Origin of the sequence: Cryobacterium roopkundense, from assembly GCF_014200405.1 — a bacterium.
GTDB lineage: Bacteria > Actinomycetota > Actinomycetes > Actinomycetales > Microbacteriaceae > Cryobacterium > Cryobacterium roopkundense.
Map to the genome: position 1 here is coordinate 3,761,790 of NZ_JACHBQ010000001.1, position 15,724 is coordinate 3,777,513.

A 15,724-nucleotide genomic window follows, 5' to 3' on the forward strand; every position below is an offset into this window, starting at 1 on the left:
GGCAGCGGCCGCCCGACCGATATACGAATGCTTACTCGCCGCCCTCCGTGAGCGTCACGTCGATCGGGGTCCAGTCGGCGCCCATCACGTCGACGCCGTCCGCCTCGAGCTCATCGAGGGCCTGTTGTACGTACTCGTTGGAGTACGCGGTCGTGGGCGGCTCGGCGGTGATAATGGTGCTGCCGGTCTCGTTCTGGGTGTTCAGGGCGATGTCGACGGTGTTGGCCCAGGCGACCTCGTCGATCAGGCCCACGCCGTTTGTGGACGGCCAGATCAGCTTGCTGACCTCGTTGGTCATCCACAGCTGGTGGCCAGAAGGCAGCGCCGAACCGGCGGCGGTCACGATTGCGGCGGCTTCCTCAGGGTTGTTCGCGGCGTAGATCCAGCCCTCGATCGAGGCTTTGATGAACTTCACCGTAGTGGCGGCGTAGCCCTCATCGCTCTCGAGCTTGTCGGTGTTGGCCCAGATGCCGTCCTGGAGCATAGCTGTGCCCTCGGTGTTCCAGTCGATCACGTTGAGGTCATCGGGCTGGTACAGGTCGCCGGTTTCCGGGTTCACGGTCTCCAGAACCTGGGCGTACTCGTTGTAGGTCATGGCCTGCGCAGCGTCGATGTCGCCGGAGAGGAAGGCGTTCATGTCGAAGGCCTGCTGCACGAGGCTGATGTCGTCGATCGCGACCCCGGCCTTCTGCATGCCGGCGAAGAGCTCCCACTCGTTGCCGTAGCCCCAGCTGCCCACGTTCTTCCCGGCGAGGTCGGTGGCCGTGGTGATGTCCTTGTCCTTGAACGAGATCTGGGTCGTGGCACTGCGCTCGAAGATCTGGGCGACATCGGTGATGTTGGCGCCCTGTTCGATCGAGCCGAGCACCTTGGGCACCCAGGAGATGGCGTAGTCCACGTCGCCGGCCGCGAGCACGTCCTGCGGAACGATATCGGGACCGCCCTCCACGATCGTCACGTCGAGCCCCTCCGCCTCATACAGGCCCTGGTCGACCGCGGCGTAGTAGCCGGCGAACTGCGCCTGCGCCGACCACTGCAGTTGCAGGGTCACCGGGGTGAGACCGTCCGCCGCGTCACTCGCTGCGCCGCCCGAGTCGCTGCCCGCGCTGCAGCCGGTGAGTACGAGCGCGCTGACCGCGGTGAGGGTTCCGAACGTGCCGAGCCATCGTGTGCTGTGTTTCATGTTTCCTCCAGTGCCTGATAGGTGCCGTGCTGTGGCGGGATGTACCGTGATGGGTTGACCTACCCGCCGTGACGGCGGGTCAGCATCTTCTCCACGATGAGCGCGCCGCAATAGAACAGGAGGCCGAGCAGGATCGATCCGAGCACGAATGCCCACGCCAGGGGGTAGTTGCTGCTCGAAGCCGCCGAGGTGATCGACTTGCCTAGACCGCCGACCGGGCCGCCGAAGTACTCGGCGATCAGGGCGCTGATCACGGCCAGCGAGCTCGCGATCCGCAGACCGGTGAACACAAACGGCCGCGCAGTGGGCAGGGTCACGGTTCGCGTCGCCTGCCAGCGCGACGCCGCGGTCGCCCGCATGAGGTCACGGTGCACCCGCGGTACCTGCCGCAGCCCCTTGAGCGTGTTGAAATACACCGGCACGAACACGGCGAACGCGGCCACCAGCTGACGGGCGGTCTCTGCTCCGGCGCCGAACATCGTGTAGAGCACCGGGGCCAGGGCCACAATCGGCACCACAGCGATCGAGGCCACGATCGGGGCCGCCATCTCGTCGAATACACCCACGAGTGCCGACAGCACGGCGAGCAGAATGCCGAGCAGCGCCCCGATCACGAGCCCGATCAGGGCGTTGCGGCCGGTGACCGCCATTCCGTTCAGGACGTTCTGTAGGTTGGCACCGAACTGCTCTCCGATCGCGAACGGTCCGGGCAGGATGAAGGGTTTGATCCCCAGCCCTGTCACGGCGCCCTGCCAGAGCAGCACGACGGCGACCCCGAAGAGCACCGGAGCCAGTAGGGCCAAGGCCGGCGAGGGCATCCGTTCTGCGCGGCTTGTCATCGCGTCTCGACCCCGCGAGCCCCGGCAGCGGGTGCCCCATGCAGCAGTTCGCGCACCTGGCTCACCGATTGGAAGAACCCCTCGTCTTCGCGCAGGTCCTCGCCGCGGGCGGCCGCGCGGCCGAGGTTGACACTCAGCACAGAGCGGATGCGTCCGGGCCGCGGCTCCAAGACCACCACGCGATCGGACAAGAAGACTGCCTCGGGAATGGAGTGCGTCACGAACACGACGGCGGCGTTCGTTTCGGCGCAGATACGCACGAGTTCGTCCTGCATGCGCTCGCGGGTCATCTCGTCGAGGGCACCGAAAGGTTCGTCCATGAGGAGAAGGCTCGGGCGTTCGGCGAGTGCGCGCGCGATCGCCACCCGCTGCTGCATGCCGCCCGAAAGTTGGTCCGGATAGCTGCGGGCGAATTCGGTGAGGCCCACCAGCTCGATAAGTTCCGCCGCACGAGCTCGACGTGCCGCTGTGCCCACGCCGTGCAGTTCGAGCGGTAGCTCGATGTTGCCCGTGACCGTGCGCCAGGGCAACAATCCGGCCTGCTGAAAGGCGATGCCGTAGTCCTGGTCGATGCGAGCCTGGCGGGCCGGCTTGCCGAATACCTCGATGCTGCCGCTCGTGGGGGTGTCGAGGTCGGCGATGAGCCGCAGCAGCGTGCTCTTTCCGCAGCCGCTCCGCCCGATCAGCGACACGAACTCGCCGGGGGCCACCGTGAGGCTCACGTCGTCGAGCGCAGTCACGGATGCCCCCTTCCGCACCTCGAAGACTCGACTCACGTCCCGCACCACGACCGCGTCGTTCACATCCTGGTTCACGCTGAAACCTCTCCCCTGCGAAATCGACGAAGCACCAGCCCGAGCAGGGCCACGAAGCCCGCAGCCACGAGGCCCACGAGCACGGATCCGAAAATGGGTGCCCAGGGCTTGCCGGGGTCGCTGCTCGCGGCCCCGGCGTATTCCACGATGAGGCGCCCGATGCCGCCGCGGAGCCCGATTGAGACCTCGGCCACGACGCTGCCGATCACGGCGCTGGCTGCGGCGAGCCGCAAGGCGGGCAGCAGGTACCCCACACTCGCCGGCAGCCGCAAGCGCCACAGCGTGGTCCACCAACCGGCGGCGTAGCACTGCATGAGGTCCACGTGGTGCGCCTCCGGCGAGCCGAGGCCGCGCAGCGCACCAACCGACACCGGGAAGAACGCGAGGTAAGAGGCGATCAGCGCCACCGACATCCAGCTTTCCCAGCTGAAGCTGCCGAACTCAATCTGCGCGCCCCAGCGGCGCACGAGCGGTGCAATCGCGATCAGTGGCACCGTCTGGCTCAGAATGATCCACGGCAGGATCGCCGACTGGGCGAGCCGGAACCGCTGCATGAGCAGGGCGAGGGCGAGGCCGACGCTCACCCCCACGAGCCAGCCCACCGCGGCGATACCGAGGGTGAACAGGGCCGCCGACAGCACAGCCTGCCAGAGCGGCACAGCGGATACCGCACCGGTCACCGGCTGCACAATGCGCTCCGCCATCACCCAGAGGTGCGGCATGGCAAGGTCGCTGGTGCGCGGAAAGACCGTGACACCGCCGACAACCACTCCATCGGTCGGGCCGAGAAACTTGTAGGCCTCCCAGAGCAGGGCAAGCAGAACGAGCCCCAGTGCGCCGAGGAGCAGTCGGCGCACCGGCAGACCCGATCGACGCGCGAGAGTCATAGCGAACGCTGGGTCACGATGTGGCAACCACGTGCTGGGCCATCGCCGGAATCACGGTCTCGCCGTAGACGCACAGGGTTTCCTCCTTGTTATCGTGCTGGAGGTAGCCGGCGAACTGGTCGACGCCGATCTTCTGCAGGGCATGCAGCTTCTCGATGTGGTCAGCTGGGGTGCCGAGGAGGCAGAAACGGTCCACGATCTCATCGGGCACGAAGGCGGCATGGCTGTTCCCGGCCTTGCCGTGTTCGTTGTAGTCGTATCCCTCACGGCCGGCGATGTACTCGGTGAGCGCCTTAGGCACCTTCGAATCGGTGCCGTACTTCGCCACAATGTCGGCCACATGGTTTCCCACCATGCCGCCGAACCAGCGGCACTGGTCGCGCATGTGCGCCCAGTCGTCGCCGATATACATGGGCGCGGCCACGCAGAACTTGATCGCCTGAGGGTCGCGTCCCACGTTCGCGGCGGCTTCCCGAACGGAGCTGATCATCCACTCGGCCACGTCGAGGTCCGCCATCTGCAGAATGAACCCGTCGCCCACCTCGCCGGCAAGCTTGAGGGCGAGCGGACCGTAGGCTGCCACCCACACGTCGAGGGTCGACCCGGTACTCCAGGGAAACCGCACCGTCGCCCCGTTGTACTCCACCGAGCGGGAGTTTGCGAGTTCCCGGATCACGTGAACGGCCTCGCGCAGTGTCTTGAGAGTGGTCGGCGCCCCGTTTGTGGTGCGCACTGCCGAATCTCCGCGACCGATGCCACAGATGGTGCGGTTGCCGTACATCTCGTTGAGCGTCGCATAGGTGGAGGCCGTGACGGTCCAGTCCCGGGTGGCGGGATTGGTCACCATGGGGCCAACCGTGATGCGGTTCGTTTCAGCGAGGATGCGGCTGAAGATCACATAGGGCTCCTGCCAGAGCAGGTGCGAATCGAAGGTCCACACGTGGCTGAATCCGTGGGCCTCGGCGAGTTTCGCCAACTGTACGGTGCGCGCCGAGGGTGGGTTGGTTTGGAGTACTGCTCCGAAGTCCATCTGCTTCCCCTGTTCCCTAGATCAAGTACTGGCTCAGGCCGCGCTTGATGAAGCGACCATCGCCCTTCGCGCCGAGGTACGCGTTCTGGTCGATGACAACCTTGCCGCGGGACAGCACTGTGTCCACGTGACCATCGATCTCGTAGCCCTCCCAGGCTGAGTAGTCCATGTTCATGTGATGGGTCTTGGCCCTTCCCGTTTCAGGCATCCCAATGGATGTGTGGCCGTTCGGATCGTAGACCACGACGTCGCCGTCGGCGCCGGGCTGGATCACTCCCTTGCGGCCGTACATTCCGAACATGCGGGCGGGGGTGGTGGAGCACACCTCCACCCAGCGTTCGAGGGAAATCTTGCCGTCGACGACACCCTGGTAGAGCAGGTCCATGCGGTGCTCCACCGAGCCGATGCCGTTGGGAATCTTCGAAAAGTCCGCCAGGCCCATGTCTTTCTGGCCCTTCATACAGAAGGGGCAGTGGTCGGTCGACACCATCTGGATGTCGTTCGTGCGCAGGCTCTGCCACATGTGGTGCTGGTGGCCCTCGGCCTTGGCGCGCAGCGGCGTGGAACAGACCCACTTGGCGCCCTCGAACCCGGGCGCTCCGAGGTTGTCTTCGAGAGAGAGGTAGAGGTACTGCGGGCATGTCTCACCGAACACGTTTTGTCCGGTGTCCCTGGCTTGGGCGATCTGGTCGACCGCCTGCTTCGCCGAGACGTGCACGATGTAGAGGGGCGCGCCGGTGAGGTTGGCGAGCATGATCGCCCGGTGCGTGGCCTCTTCCTCGGCCTGCCAGGGTCTCGTGAGGCCGTGATAAAGGGGACTCGTGTTACCGGCAGCGACGGCCTGCTGCACGAGCAGATCGATGACGCTGCCGTTTTCGGCGTGCATCATGATGATGCTGCCGTTCGTCGCGGCCCGCTGCATGGCCTTGACGATCTGGCCGTCATCGCTGAGGAACACGCCCTTGTAGGCCATGAAGAGCTTGAAGCTCGAGACACCCTCGGCCACGAGCTCGTCCATCGCGGTGAGCGAGGAGTCCTGCACGTCCGAGAGGATCTGGTGAAAGCCATAGTCGATGGCACACTGGCCAGCGGCCTTTTCGTGCCACTTCTGGTACTGGTCGATCACGTTCTCCCCGGCGTACTGCACGACGAAGTCCACGATGCTCGTGGTGCCTCCCCAGGCCGCGGCCCGGGTTCCGGTCTCGAAGGTGTCGCTCGCCTGGGTGCCGCCGAACGGCATCTCCATGTGGGTGTGGGCGTCGATTCCGCCCGGAATCACGTACTTGCCCCGGGCGTCGATCACAGTGTCGACGTTGCTCTCCACGTCGAAGCCGAGAAGCCGGGAGCCGGGCGAGAGCACCGCTGCGATGGTTTCGCCGTCGATGAGCACGTCGGCGAGGGCAGTGCCCGTGGAATTGACGACGGTGCCGTTCTTGATGAGTGTTTTCATGGCGCCGTGATGGACTCGTAGGAGTCCGGGCGGCGGTCCCGGTAGAACTGCCAGGAGTTTCGCACCTCGCGGATCAGGCCGAGATCGAGGTCGCGAATCAGGATCTCCTCGGTGCCCGTGGAGGCTCGGTCGCCCACGTAGTTGCCCTGCGGGTCGACGAAGTACGAACTGCCGTAGAAGGTCACGGCCTCGTCGCCGAATTCATCCGCTTCATTGCCGATGCGGTTGTTCGCACCGATGTAGTACTGGTTGGCCACGGCCGCCGCGGGCTGTTCGAGCTCCCACAGCCGGTTCGACAGCCCCGGCTTGGTGGCCGAGGGGTTGAACACGATCTCGGCACCGTTCAGACCGAGCTCGCGCCAGCCCTCCGGGAAGTGTCGGTCGTAGCAAATGTAGATGCCGACCTTGCCCACCTTGGTGTCGAAGACCGGGTAGCCCAGGTTGCCGGGGCGAAAGTAGAACTTCTCCCAGAACTGCGGCAGGTGGGGGATGTGATGCTTGCGGTATTTGCCCAGGACCGTACCGTCCGCGTCGATCACCACGGCGGTGTTGTAGAGCACGCCGGGCTGTTCCTCTTCGTACACCGGCAGGACTATCACCATGTTGCACTCAGCGGCGAGCTTCTGGAAACGCTCGACGAGCGGTCCGGGAACCCGGTGCGCAAACTCGTAGTACTTCGAATCCTGCACGATTCCGAAGTACGGCCCGTGAAACAGCTCCTGGAAGCAGATGATCTGCGCGCCCTGTTCGGCCGCCGTGCGCACGAAGCCCTCGTGTTTCACGATCATCGATTCTTCGTCCCCGGTCCAGGTGGCCTGGGTTATCGCCGCTCGAACTATGTTGTTGCCGTCGCTCATGCTGTTGCCTCCACTGGTTCAGAACGTCAAAAACTTCTCAGACTGCGTTGTCCGGTTTTGTTATTATTTGACGTAAACATTTCAAATGTGTTTCTCTGTGTGACGCACGCGTTAATCATCCTGTCGGCCCACGGAGCCCGAGGCAAGCATTATGCAGATCTTCATCGACGGCATCGAAGACCGCACACCGGTCGCGATCGCGGCGCATGTGGCTCGTCTGATCTCCTGCGGCCGCCTGGCCCAGGGCGAGCGTCTGCCCACCGTTCGTCAGCTCGCGGGAGCACTCGCGGTGAGCCCGGCCACCATCAGCCACGCCTGGCAGGCCCTCGCCGCGGCGGGGCTCATCGTCTCCCGAGGCCGCAGCGGAACCTTCGTGCTCGGCACCGCGCCGCGCTGGCTTCCAGCGCGCAGCCGATCCATGGCCGGTCAGCCAAGCGAGGTGCGCTTCGATCTGTCCAGGGGCACCCCGGATCCCCTCCTGCTCCCCACTCTCGCGCCCGCGCTGTCGCGCCTGCAGGAACACGCCGTCACTCCCAGCTATCAGGCACTCCCGGTGATTCCCGAACTCCTAGCCGTACTGGAGCGCACCTGGCCTTACCGCGCCGAAGCGCTCACCGTGGTCGACGGCGCGCTCGACGCTGTGTCGAGAAGCCTCGAACAGGTCACCAGGTTCGGCGACCGCGTGATCGTGGAGAGCCCCGGATTCCCGCCATTCTTCGATCTGCTCGACCAGCTCGGGCTTCAACGGCTGCCCGTGACGATCGATTGCCACGGCATCGTTCCGGCCGCGTTCCACGCCGCGCTCCGGCACGCTCCGGCAGCCGTGATCCTGCAGCCACGAGCACAGAACCCAACCGGTGCATCCATGCCAGGAGAACGCGCCGCCGAGCTCGCCCGGCTGCTGCTCACCGTTCCGCAGGCCGCCGACACCATCGTGATCGAAGACGACCATTCGGGCGAGATCAGCATCGCACCAGACGTGAGCCTCGGAAGCTGGCTGCCGAGTCGGGTGTTGCACGTGCGCAGTTACTCCAAAACCCATGGTCCCGACCTGCGCATCGCCGCGCTCGGCGGGCCGACCGAACTGATCGACGCCATCGTCGCGCGACGCATGCTTGGCCCCGGCTGGACAAGTCGCATGTTGCAGAGCATCCTGCACGACCTGCTCACCGAGGGCGACAGCATGGCCCAGGTCAGCGAGGCGAGGCGCATCTACTTCGCCAGACAACGCGCCTTGCGGGTGACCCTCGGCGAATGCGGGCTGGAGCTGCCGCCGGCGGACGGCATCAACATGTGGCTGCCGGTGCACAACGAACGCGAGGCACTCGTGCGACTGGCGGCAGCCGGCATCCGGGTGGCCGGCGGCTCGCCATTTCTGGCGAACGAGCACTCCGGGGAGTTCATTCGTGTGACGGCCGCCGCACTGACGGCGGATGTGGGCTTCGTCGCGACGGCGCTGGTTCAGGCCGCGGTACCTCCGGCCTCGGCCGCGCAGGCCGCGGACCCACGATGGGCCTGACCTGCGCGGTCCTGGCCAGCGCCTTGGCCTAGGCTTATTCCAGACCGCTGGTTGGCTGTAACCGGTAGCGCAGGCTTTGATTTGAGCCGCAGGTCCCCCCAATCCTGCTCGTTCCTCCCCGCGTCCGCCTGCGCACCCTCTGCGCGGAAGCGCTCAAGCCTCTGCGAGAAACCATGAATCGTCGCATCGTCGCCGCGGCGGTACTCGCCGCCTCTGCCGTGCTGCTCGGCGGCTGCGCCGCGAGCCCTGCCCCTCTGGCGCCCGAAAGCGCATCCTCAGCACCCGGCTACCCGGTCTCGCTCACGAACTGCGGCACCGCCGTCACTGTTGCAGCCGAGCCCCGGCGCGTTGTCACCATCAAGTCGTCAGCCACCGAGCTCATGCTCGCCCTCGGTCTGGGGGACCGCATCGTGGGTTCCGCTTTCCTCGACGGGCCGCTGCCGGCCGATCTCGAAGCAGCCGGCTCGGCCCTGAACGTGATCAGCGATTTCCTGCCCGGACAGGAGGCCGTCCTCGGCCTCACCCCCGACTTCATCTACGGCGGTTGGGAGTCGAACTTCTCGGCCGACGGAGTGGGCGAACGCGACGCGCTCGAGAAGCTCGGCGTGGGCAGCTACGTGTCGCCAGCCGCCTGCAAAGGCGATGAGATGCCCGACCCACTGACCTTCGACTCCGTTTTCGCCGAGATCAGCGAGGCCGGCCAGATCTTCGGTGCGACGGATGCCGCCGCCAGCCTTGTCGCTTCCCTCCAGGCCGATCTTGCCGATCTGACGCCCGCCGCTACGAGCGATACAGCGAAGCCCACCGCCCTCTGGTATTCCAGTGGAACCGACACTCCATATGTTGGCGCGGGCATAGGTTCGCCCGAGATGATCATGGATGCAGCCGGACTCAGGAATATATTCCATGAGGTGCATGACACGTGGACCTCTGTGGGTTGGGAGTCCATCATCGAGGCGAACCCGAGTGTGATCGTGCTCGTCGACGCCACCTGGAATACCGCGGCAGACAAGATCGCCAACCTTGAGTCGAGTGCGGCCACCCAGGGCCTCGATGCCGTGGTCAATAAGCGCTACATCGTGCTGCCTTTCGCCTCTACCGAGGCCGGCATTCGCAATGTCGAGGCCTCAGCCTCGGCAATCGACCAGCTCGCCGCACTGAACAAGTAGCCAGCGAGGGCAACAGAAGTGGTGACGCGGTGACGCGCGGGCGTTATGTCGGCTGGCTGGCGGCTGCCACGGTGGCGCTGGTGCTGGCCTGCGCCATCGCTGTCACCATCGGCCCGGCGAACGTGACCCTCACCCAGGTGGTCGGCAGTTTCGCCGAGCGCCTCGGCGTGCCGTTCGGCGAGCCCGTGCCGCCCCTCATCGACTCGATCGTGTGGCAGTTGCGTCTGCCCCGGGTGCTCACGGCCGCGGCAGTAGGGGCCGGCCTCGCACTGAGCGGCGCCGTGATGCAGAGCGTCACCCGCAATCCGCTCGCCGACCCGTACCTGCTCGGCCTGTCGTCGGGAGCCTCGCTCGGCGCGGTCTGCGTCGTCATTCTGGGCGTGGGTTTCGCCTTGCCGGCTGCGGCGTTCCTCGGCGCGCTGATTGCCCTCTTCGCCACGCTCAGCATCGCCAGAGTGGGGGGCACGATCACACCCGCGCGGGCCGTGCTCTCCGGGCTCGCGATCGCCCAACTCGCCGCAGCAGGCACGTCATTCATCATTTTCTGGGCGGCCAAGGGGGACTCCTACCGGGAGATTCTCAACTGGCTGCTCGGCTCGGTCTCTGGAGCGACGTGGCAGAGCGTCGCCATCTCGATGAGTGCCCTGGTGGTCGTGGGTACGGCGATCGTGCTCTCAGCCACACGCCTAGACGCCTTTGCGTTCGGAGACACCTCTGCCGCGAGCCTCGGCATCAACGTGAACGCCACGCGCTGGGCCCTCCTCGGTTCGGTGGCACTCCTCACCGGTGCGATGGTGGCAGTGAGCGGCTCGATCGGCTTCGTCGGGCTGATCCTCCCGCACCTGGTGCGCGGTCTCAGTGGTCCCGGCCACCGCCGACTTCTCCCACTCGTCTTAGTGTGCGGCGCACTGTTCCTCGTGATCGCGGACACGCTCGCCCGCACGGTCTTTGATCCGAGGGAGCTCCCCGTGGGCATCATCACGGCCTTCATCGGCGTGCCGGTCTTCATCCTGCTGATCAAACGAAAGAAGTCGGCCGTATGGGCGTAACCACCGGCGTGACGATCACCGACCTGTCGTTCTCGATCGACGGCACCCGCATCCTGAGCGAGGTGTCGGCCGCCGTGTCCACCGGCACCATCACGGGCCTGCTCGGCCCGAACGGGGCCGGCAAATCCACGCTTTTGCGCCTGATCGCCGGCATCGAAAAGGCGGAGGCCGGCGCTGTCGCCCTCGACGGCGTGGCGATCGGCTCCCTACCCCGACGTGAGGTGGCCCGTCGCATTGCCCTGCTCGAACAGAACACGTCACCGAGTGTCGACCTGTCGGTCGCGGAGGTTGTGCTGCTGGGGCGAATCCCCCACCGCACGCGTCTGCTCGGCAGCTTCGGCGGAGACGACGACAAGCAGGTGGCAGCGGATGCCCTCGCCGCCGTTGGCGCCGCGGACCTCTCGGATCGCCTGTGGCACACGCTCAGTGGCGGGCAGCAGCAGCGAGTTCAGATTGCCCGCGCTCTCGCGCAGCGTCCGAGCCTGCTCCTGCTCGACGAGCCAACCAACCACCTCGACGTGAGCGCGCAGCTCTCACTACTCGGCCAGGTGCGCGATCTCGGGCTGACCGCCGTGATGGCCTTGCACGATCTGAATCTGGCTGCCGCGTACTGCGACAGTATCCTGCTCCTGCACGCCGGCCGGCTCGTGGCCGCCGGCACACCGCGCGAGGTGCTGCAGCCCGAGACGATCAAGGCCGTGTACGGGGTGGAATGCGACATCATCGATCATCCACGCGGCGGGCATCCGGTTATCGTCTTCTCCCCAATGGCCTCATCCACAACAGGGGGAACCCCATGAAGAAAATCACCGTGCTGGCTGGCGGCGTGGGCGGCGCACGCTTCACCCGCGGGCTCCTCGCGCACCTCGCCGAGGTCGAACCGTCGACGGAGGTCACCGTGGTTGTGAACACGGGCGACGACATGTGGCTCGACGGCCTGCGCATCTGCCCCGACCTCGACACCGTGATGTACACGCTCGGCGGCGGCATCAACGAGGAGCAGGGCTGGGGCCGACCGGAGGAGAGCCGGCGAGCGTCGGGCGAAATCGCCGCGTACGGTCGCGGCTGGTCGTGGTTCACGCTCGGCGACCTCGACCTGGCCACGCACATCGTGCGTACAGACCTGCTGCGCGGCGGATCGACGCTGAGCGAGGCGACAGAGTTCCTCTGCAGACGCTGGCAGCCGGGGGCCGTGCTGCTGCCGATGAGCGACCAGCCGGTGGAGACGCACGTGCGGCTGGCCGCAGATGTGGACGAGCATCGCGCCGGCGAACTTATGCACTTTGAGGAATGGTGGGTGCGCTACCGCGCCGGCATTCCGGTCACCGAGTTCGTGCAGGTGGGACTGGCTGATGCGGCGGCTGCGCCCAGGGTGGTCCGGGCCATCGAGAACGCCGACGTCGTGATCCTTCCTCCGTCAAATCCCGTGGTCTCGGTGGGCACGATCATGGCCGTTCCCGGCATCCGCTCCGCCCTCCAGGCCAGCAGTGGCCAGGTCGTGGGGGTCTCTCCCATCATCGGCGGGGCGGCCGTGCGCGGCATGGCAGACGCGTGCCTGCAGACCATAGGGGTAGAGACCTCGGCCGCCGCGGTGGGGCTGCACTATGGCTCGCGCACATCGGGCGGGCTGCTCGATGCCTGGCTCGTGGATGAGACGGATGCGGCGGCGCTACCCGCTCTCACGGCCGCCGGTATCCGCTCTGCTGCCGTGCCGCTCTGGATGCGCGACGTTCCATCCACGGCCGCAATGGCGGTCGCCGCGATCGCCCTCGCCCGCGCCTGACCGCGCGGTCATGCCGCGTCCGCGCCGCTCCCGCGCGGCGCTACCGCCGCAGCGGGCGCGCACGGCCACATCGGCGCGCGGGTCAGGCGTCCGCGCCCTCAACGAGAGCCCGCGTGAAACGGCCGAGGCCACGTGCGCGGGCGGCATCGAGGTCCGCGGGGGTGTCCACGTCGCGGCGGATAGATGCCGAGGGGGGAATGTTCAACGGAACGTGCCCGGCGGCCTCGTGCGCGCGTCTCGATCCAGGGCCGAATCGGGGCACGAACGGTACCCCGGCGAGGGCGAGCAACGTTGTGGTACCGGCGCCCCCGGCATCCGGAACCATCGATCGCGGGTGGACGGCGCCCAGGGCGAGCGCAGACTCGACCTCACTCCCCAAGAGTGCGGGCAGGTCACCCGTTAACACAGCCACGTTCGCGGCCGGGCATGCCTGCCTCGCCGCGGCCACCCCCTGCTCAATCGCCGAATTGAGTGAATCGACCGGCGTTCGCTTCTCGCGCACGATCACCGCCCCCAGGTGAGCGAGCAGTGGCGCCAGCCGCTCATCGCCGGTCACGACGAATACCCTCTCCACTGTGGATGCCGCCACCAGGGCCGCCACGGTGTCGAGCGCGAACGCGTCGGCGAGTGCCGCTCGCTCCGGCAGGTCCGCCAGTCGGCTCTTCGCCCCGGGATTGCCCTTGACCGGAACGACGGCGACCCAGCTCATCCGTTGGCCTCCGGATGTAGCAGCACGTACCCTCCCGAGTTTGGAGGATCACGAACATCTGCGGCGGCCATCCTCGATTGTCTCACCCGTGAGACACCTACACCCGGAGCGAGTAACGTCTCCCCTCCGGATCGCGCCCGAGCACACCAGCATCCACGAGGTAGCGGCGCAGGGTCGCCACGTCATGCGCATAGGCCTCCAAGGTGGCATTCACCTCAACTTCTGTCAGATGGCCGCCGGCAACAAATGCTCGTGCCGCGATCCAGCGCAAGAGCGCGGCACGCTGCTCCTGATTGGCCGGGTACTGGTCGACCCGACCGTCGGCGCCGAGAAATCTTTCAATGCCCGTGCGCTCCGGGCGAACCGGGGCCGTCTCGAGGAGGGCCCTGAGCCCGGACGTTTCGGCAACGAACTCACCGGATGCGGCTCGGCGAATCAGTCCAGCGTGCTCAAGCCGTGCCAGAGAGCGATCGCGGCGCTTCGGCACCATCCCCGAATCGCCCGCTGAGGCAATGACCACTTCCGCGTAGGCCGTGCGGGTGTCGTCATTGAGGAGGGAGGCAATGACACGGCGCCAGTCGTCTGACATAAGGTCCTTACTGTCGATCTAGGCGGGCATTGCGTGTGAGGACCGGATCGCGACAGCTACAACCCAGGCCAACCCGGCGAGGGCAAAGAAAGCCAGTCCAAGAAGTAAGGATCGCCGGGATACCCGGGACCGTTCATACTCGCCGCTCAATTTTGTCCCAACTGCCACCACGCAGGAGACAAGGCCGCCGCCCGCGAAAAACACCACGGACCCGTCAATCAGCGTCTCGAGCATGCCCCCCCCCCCATACGCCCCATACGTCATCTCCGTCATCTCCGTCATCTCCAGCCTCCCGCATGCCCTCTGACAGGGTCAATCGTGGCCGGCGTTTCGTTATCAACACGTGAGCCGGCGGTGCTGCTGCACGTTCACCCGAGGTTCCGTGGGCGAGGCAGTCCGGGCAGACGATAACGACGCACAGCTCGGACTCGGGACACAGTTCTAGCCCGCTGCGGAGCTGGCCGTATTGGCGCGGTGGGTGGCTGCGGGTCGCCCGGTGCTTTTGCTGGTGCTCCCCAGCGATCCGCCGACCCCGCAACGGGAAGATCGGGCCGAGCAACCTCGGCCACAAGTTGCCGCCCTGTGGCACTGTCCCCAACGGCGATGTCGCGCCACACTGGACGCATGCTCGACTACTCGAACCCCGCCACCGCCCCACTCCGCCTCAGCAACGGCGAACGCGATGATGCGATTGAGACCCTGCGTGCACACCTCGCGGAGGGCAGGCTTACGAACGGCGAGTTCGAGGAGCGCTCGAACACTGTTCGAGCGGCCAGCAACCGGGGCGACCTGGCACCAGCTTTCGCGGACCTGCCCACGCCGACCGGCGTCGTCGTGCAGGCCGAGCGCGAAGGCAGCCGGTTCGGCGGAACCCTCGTGGCGCTCTCGCCATTCATCGCCCTGATCATGTTCTTCGTCACCGGCGCCCTCACCGGCTTCGCCGGCGGTTGGGCGTACGCCTGGCTCTGGTTTCTGCTCATCCCAATCACCGCGATCGTGGTCTACGGCCCCTCAGGAAAACGCAGTTCGCAGCACCGCTAGAGCCTAACTTCGCGCAGCGCCCTCGGCGTAGCCCTCGTCATACCCTTCTTCATAGCCCGTGGCATAGCCGTCTTCATAACCTTCCGCGCGCGCTTCAGTCGACCCGAGGCGGAACATGTCGTTCTCGCTCGGCCGCTGCAAAGCGGATGCCCCGGCGAGCGAAAGCTCGCCCACCACGTGCGCGAGCCCTCGCACGACAGCCACAGGGTTGCCGCTCGTCTTGCCCTTCACGAGGTCCGCCGCGCCCGCGATCTCGTCGGCAACAGCGGCGACCGTTACGTCGAGGCGGCGACCCGAGACATCCGTCGTGCCGCGGAGGTCGTGGAGCACGGCGAGTCCGGCGGCGCCGATCGCGATGTCGGTCTGCCCTTCCCGCCAGGCCCGCCCGGCTGTGTCGGTGATGACGACACCGAGCTCGAGGCCCGTGCGTTTGCGCAGCTCGCTGCACAGGGCACGCGCGGAGGCGTCCGGGTCGACAGGCAGCAGCAGAACGATGCCGTCGGGGGCATTGCTCGTGTCCACTCCAGCAGCCGCGAGCACGAGCCCCTGCCGGTTTTCCACGATGCGGGTCACGCCGCCGGGGTGCGCCCGCGTCGCGACCACGCGCACGGTCTCGTCGGTGATCGCCTGCTCGCGATCCTCGGCGGCCACCTGGCGGCCCTCGGCTTTGGACACGATCTTGCTCGTGACGGCGAGGATATCGCCGTTCTGCAGCTGCGCCCCTGCCGCGCGCTCGATGAGCGCCGCGAGGTCGTCTCCCTGCGAAATCTCACCGAAGCCCGCCAGGGCAAAGACCGTCAGCAC

Annotated in this window: 16 protein-coding genes; 6 read left to right on the forward strand and 10 right to left on the reverse strand. The window is 66.6% G+C overall.

What is annotated here, in order from left to right; genetic code table 11:
• Positions 1–31: 31 nt before the first annotated feature.
• The 7 genes from BJ997_RS17460 to BJ997_RS17490 are packed head-to-tail and all read right to left on the reverse strand — an operon-like array spanning position 32 to position 7,061.
• Positions 32–1,183: an ABC transporter substrate-binding protein gene (locus BJ997_RS17460; RefSeq protein ID WP_035837250.1), complete on the reverse strand. Its 1,152-nt coding sequence runs from the start codon at positions 1,181–1,183 to the stop codon at positions 32–34.
• 59 nt (positions 1,184–1,242) lie between these two features.
• Positions 1,243–2,022: an ABC transporter permease gene (locus BJ997_RS17465; RefSeq protein ID WP_201771730.1), complete on the reverse strand. Its 780-nt coding sequence runs from the start codon at positions 2,020–2,022 to the stop codon at positions 1,243–1,245.
• Complete coding sequence (locus BJ997_RS17470; protein ID WP_201771729.1) at positions 2,019–2,837, reverse strand: ABC transporter ATP-binding protein; 819 nt, start codon at positions 2,835–2,837, stop codon at positions 2,019–2,021. Before BJ997_RS17470 ends, BJ997_RS17465 begins: the two co-directional genes overlap by 4 nt.
• Positions 2,834–3,724: an ABC transporter permease gene (locus tag BJ997_RS17475; RefSeq protein WP_052542368.1), complete on the reverse strand. Its 891-nt coding sequence runs from the start codon at positions 3,722–3,724 to the stop codon at positions 2,834–2,836. The genes BJ997_RS17470 and BJ997_RS17475 overlap by 4 nt, the downstream gene beginning before the upstream one ends.
• Before the next feature lie 13 nt (positions 3,725–3,737).
• On the reverse strand, positions 3,738–4,754 hold the full coding sequence (locus BJ997_RS17480) for a TIGR03842 family LLM class F420-dependent oxidoreductase (protein ID WP_035837248.1): 1,017 nt from the start codon (positions 4,752–4,754) through the stop codon (positions 3,738–3,740).
• A gap of 16 nt (positions 4,755–4,770) precedes the next feature.
• The gene (gene hydA, locus BJ997_RS17485) at positions 4,771–6,204 is read right to left on the reverse strand and encodes a dihydropyrimidinase (RefSeq protein ID WP_035837247.1); all 1,434 of its coding nucleotides are present in this window, start codon (positions 6,202–6,204) and stop codon (positions 4,771–4,773) included.
• Complete coding sequence (locus tag BJ997_RS17490) at positions 6,201–7,061, reverse strand: nitrilase-related carbon-nitrogen hydrolase (RefSeq protein ID WP_035837246.1); 861 nt, start codon at positions 7,059–7,061, stop codon at positions 6,201–6,203. Before BJ997_RS17490 ends, hydA begins: the two co-directional genes overlap by 4 nt.
• Before the next feature lie 151 nt (positions 7,062–7,212).
• On the opposite strand from BJ997_RS17490, the gene BJ997_RS17495 reads away from it, so the two are divergent.
• The 5 genes from BJ997_RS17495 to cofD all read left to right on the forward strand — a co-directional run bounded on the left by BJ997_RS17495 (position 7,213) and on the right by cofD (position 12,581).
• Entirely contained in the window at positions 7,213–8,580 is a 1,368-nt protein-coding gene (locus tag BJ997_RS17495) for an aminotransferase-like domain-containing protein (protein ID WP_183323640.1), read from the forward strand.
• Between the two features lie 173 nt (positions 8,581–8,753).
• The gene (locus BJ997_RS17500; RefSeq protein WP_035837245.1) at positions 8,754–9,749 is read left to right on the forward strand and encodes a putative F420-0 ABC transporter substrate-binding protein; all 996 of its coding nucleotides are present in this window, start codon (positions 8,754–8,756) and stop codon (positions 9,747–9,749) included.
• A 29-nt stretch (positions 9,750–9,778) separates the two neighbouring features.
• Positions 9,779–10,798: a putative F420-0 ABC transporter permease subunit gene (locus BJ997_RS17505; RefSeq protein WP_035837244.1), complete on the forward strand. Its 1,020-nt coding sequence runs from the start codon at positions 9,779–9,781 to the stop codon at positions 10,796–10,798.
• Positions 10,789–11,598 (forward strand): ABC transporter ATP-binding protein, encoded by an 810-nt coding sequence (locus BJ997_RS17510; RefSeq protein ID WP_035837243.1) that lies wholly within the window; start codon positions 10,789–10,791, stop codon positions 11,596–11,598. Before BJ997_RS17505 ends, BJ997_RS17510 begins: the two co-directional genes overlap by 10 nt.
• Positions 11,595–12,581: a 2-phospho-L-lactate transferase gene (gene cofD, locus BJ997_RS17515; RefSeq protein WP_035837242.1), complete on the forward strand. Its 987-nt coding sequence runs from the start codon at positions 11,595–11,597 to the stop codon at positions 12,579–12,581. Before BJ997_RS17510 ends, cofD begins: the two co-directional genes overlap by 4 nt.
• Positions 12,582–12,663: 82 nt before the next feature.
• On the opposite strand, the gene cofC is transcribed toward cofD, so the two are convergent.
• Positions 12,664–13,290 carry a 2-phospho-L-lactate guanylyltransferase gene (cofC, locus tag BJ997_RS17520; RefSeq protein ID WP_035837241.1) on the reverse strand — a complete coding sequence of 209 codons (627 nt, stop codon included), beginning with the start codon at positions 13,288–13,290 and terminating at the stop codon, positions 12,664–12,666.
• 97 nt (positions 13,291–13,387) lie between these two features.
• Entirely contained in the window at positions 13,388–13,879 is a 492-nt protein-coding gene (locus BJ997_RS17525; RefSeq protein ID WP_052542367.1) for a DUF2087 domain-containing protein, read from the reverse strand.
• Positions 13,880–14,503: 624 nt separating this feature from the next.
• On the opposite strand from BJ997_RS17525, the gene BJ997_RS17530 reads away from it, so the two are divergent.
• Entirely contained in the window at positions 14,504–14,920 is a 417-nt protein-coding gene (locus BJ997_RS17530; protein ID WP_035837253.1) for a DUF1707 SHOCT-like domain-containing protein, read from the forward strand.
• A gap of 3 nt (positions 14,921–14,923) precedes the next feature.
• Here the strand turns inward: BJ997_RS17530 and cofE are convergent, their stop codons facing one another.
• Complete coding sequence (cofE, locus tag BJ997_RS17535) at positions 14,924–15,721, reverse strand: coenzyme F420-0:L-glutamate ligase (protein WP_035837252.1); 798 nt, start codon at positions 15,719–15,721, stop codon at positions 14,924–14,926.
• Positions 15,722–15,724 lie beyond the last annotated feature (3 nt).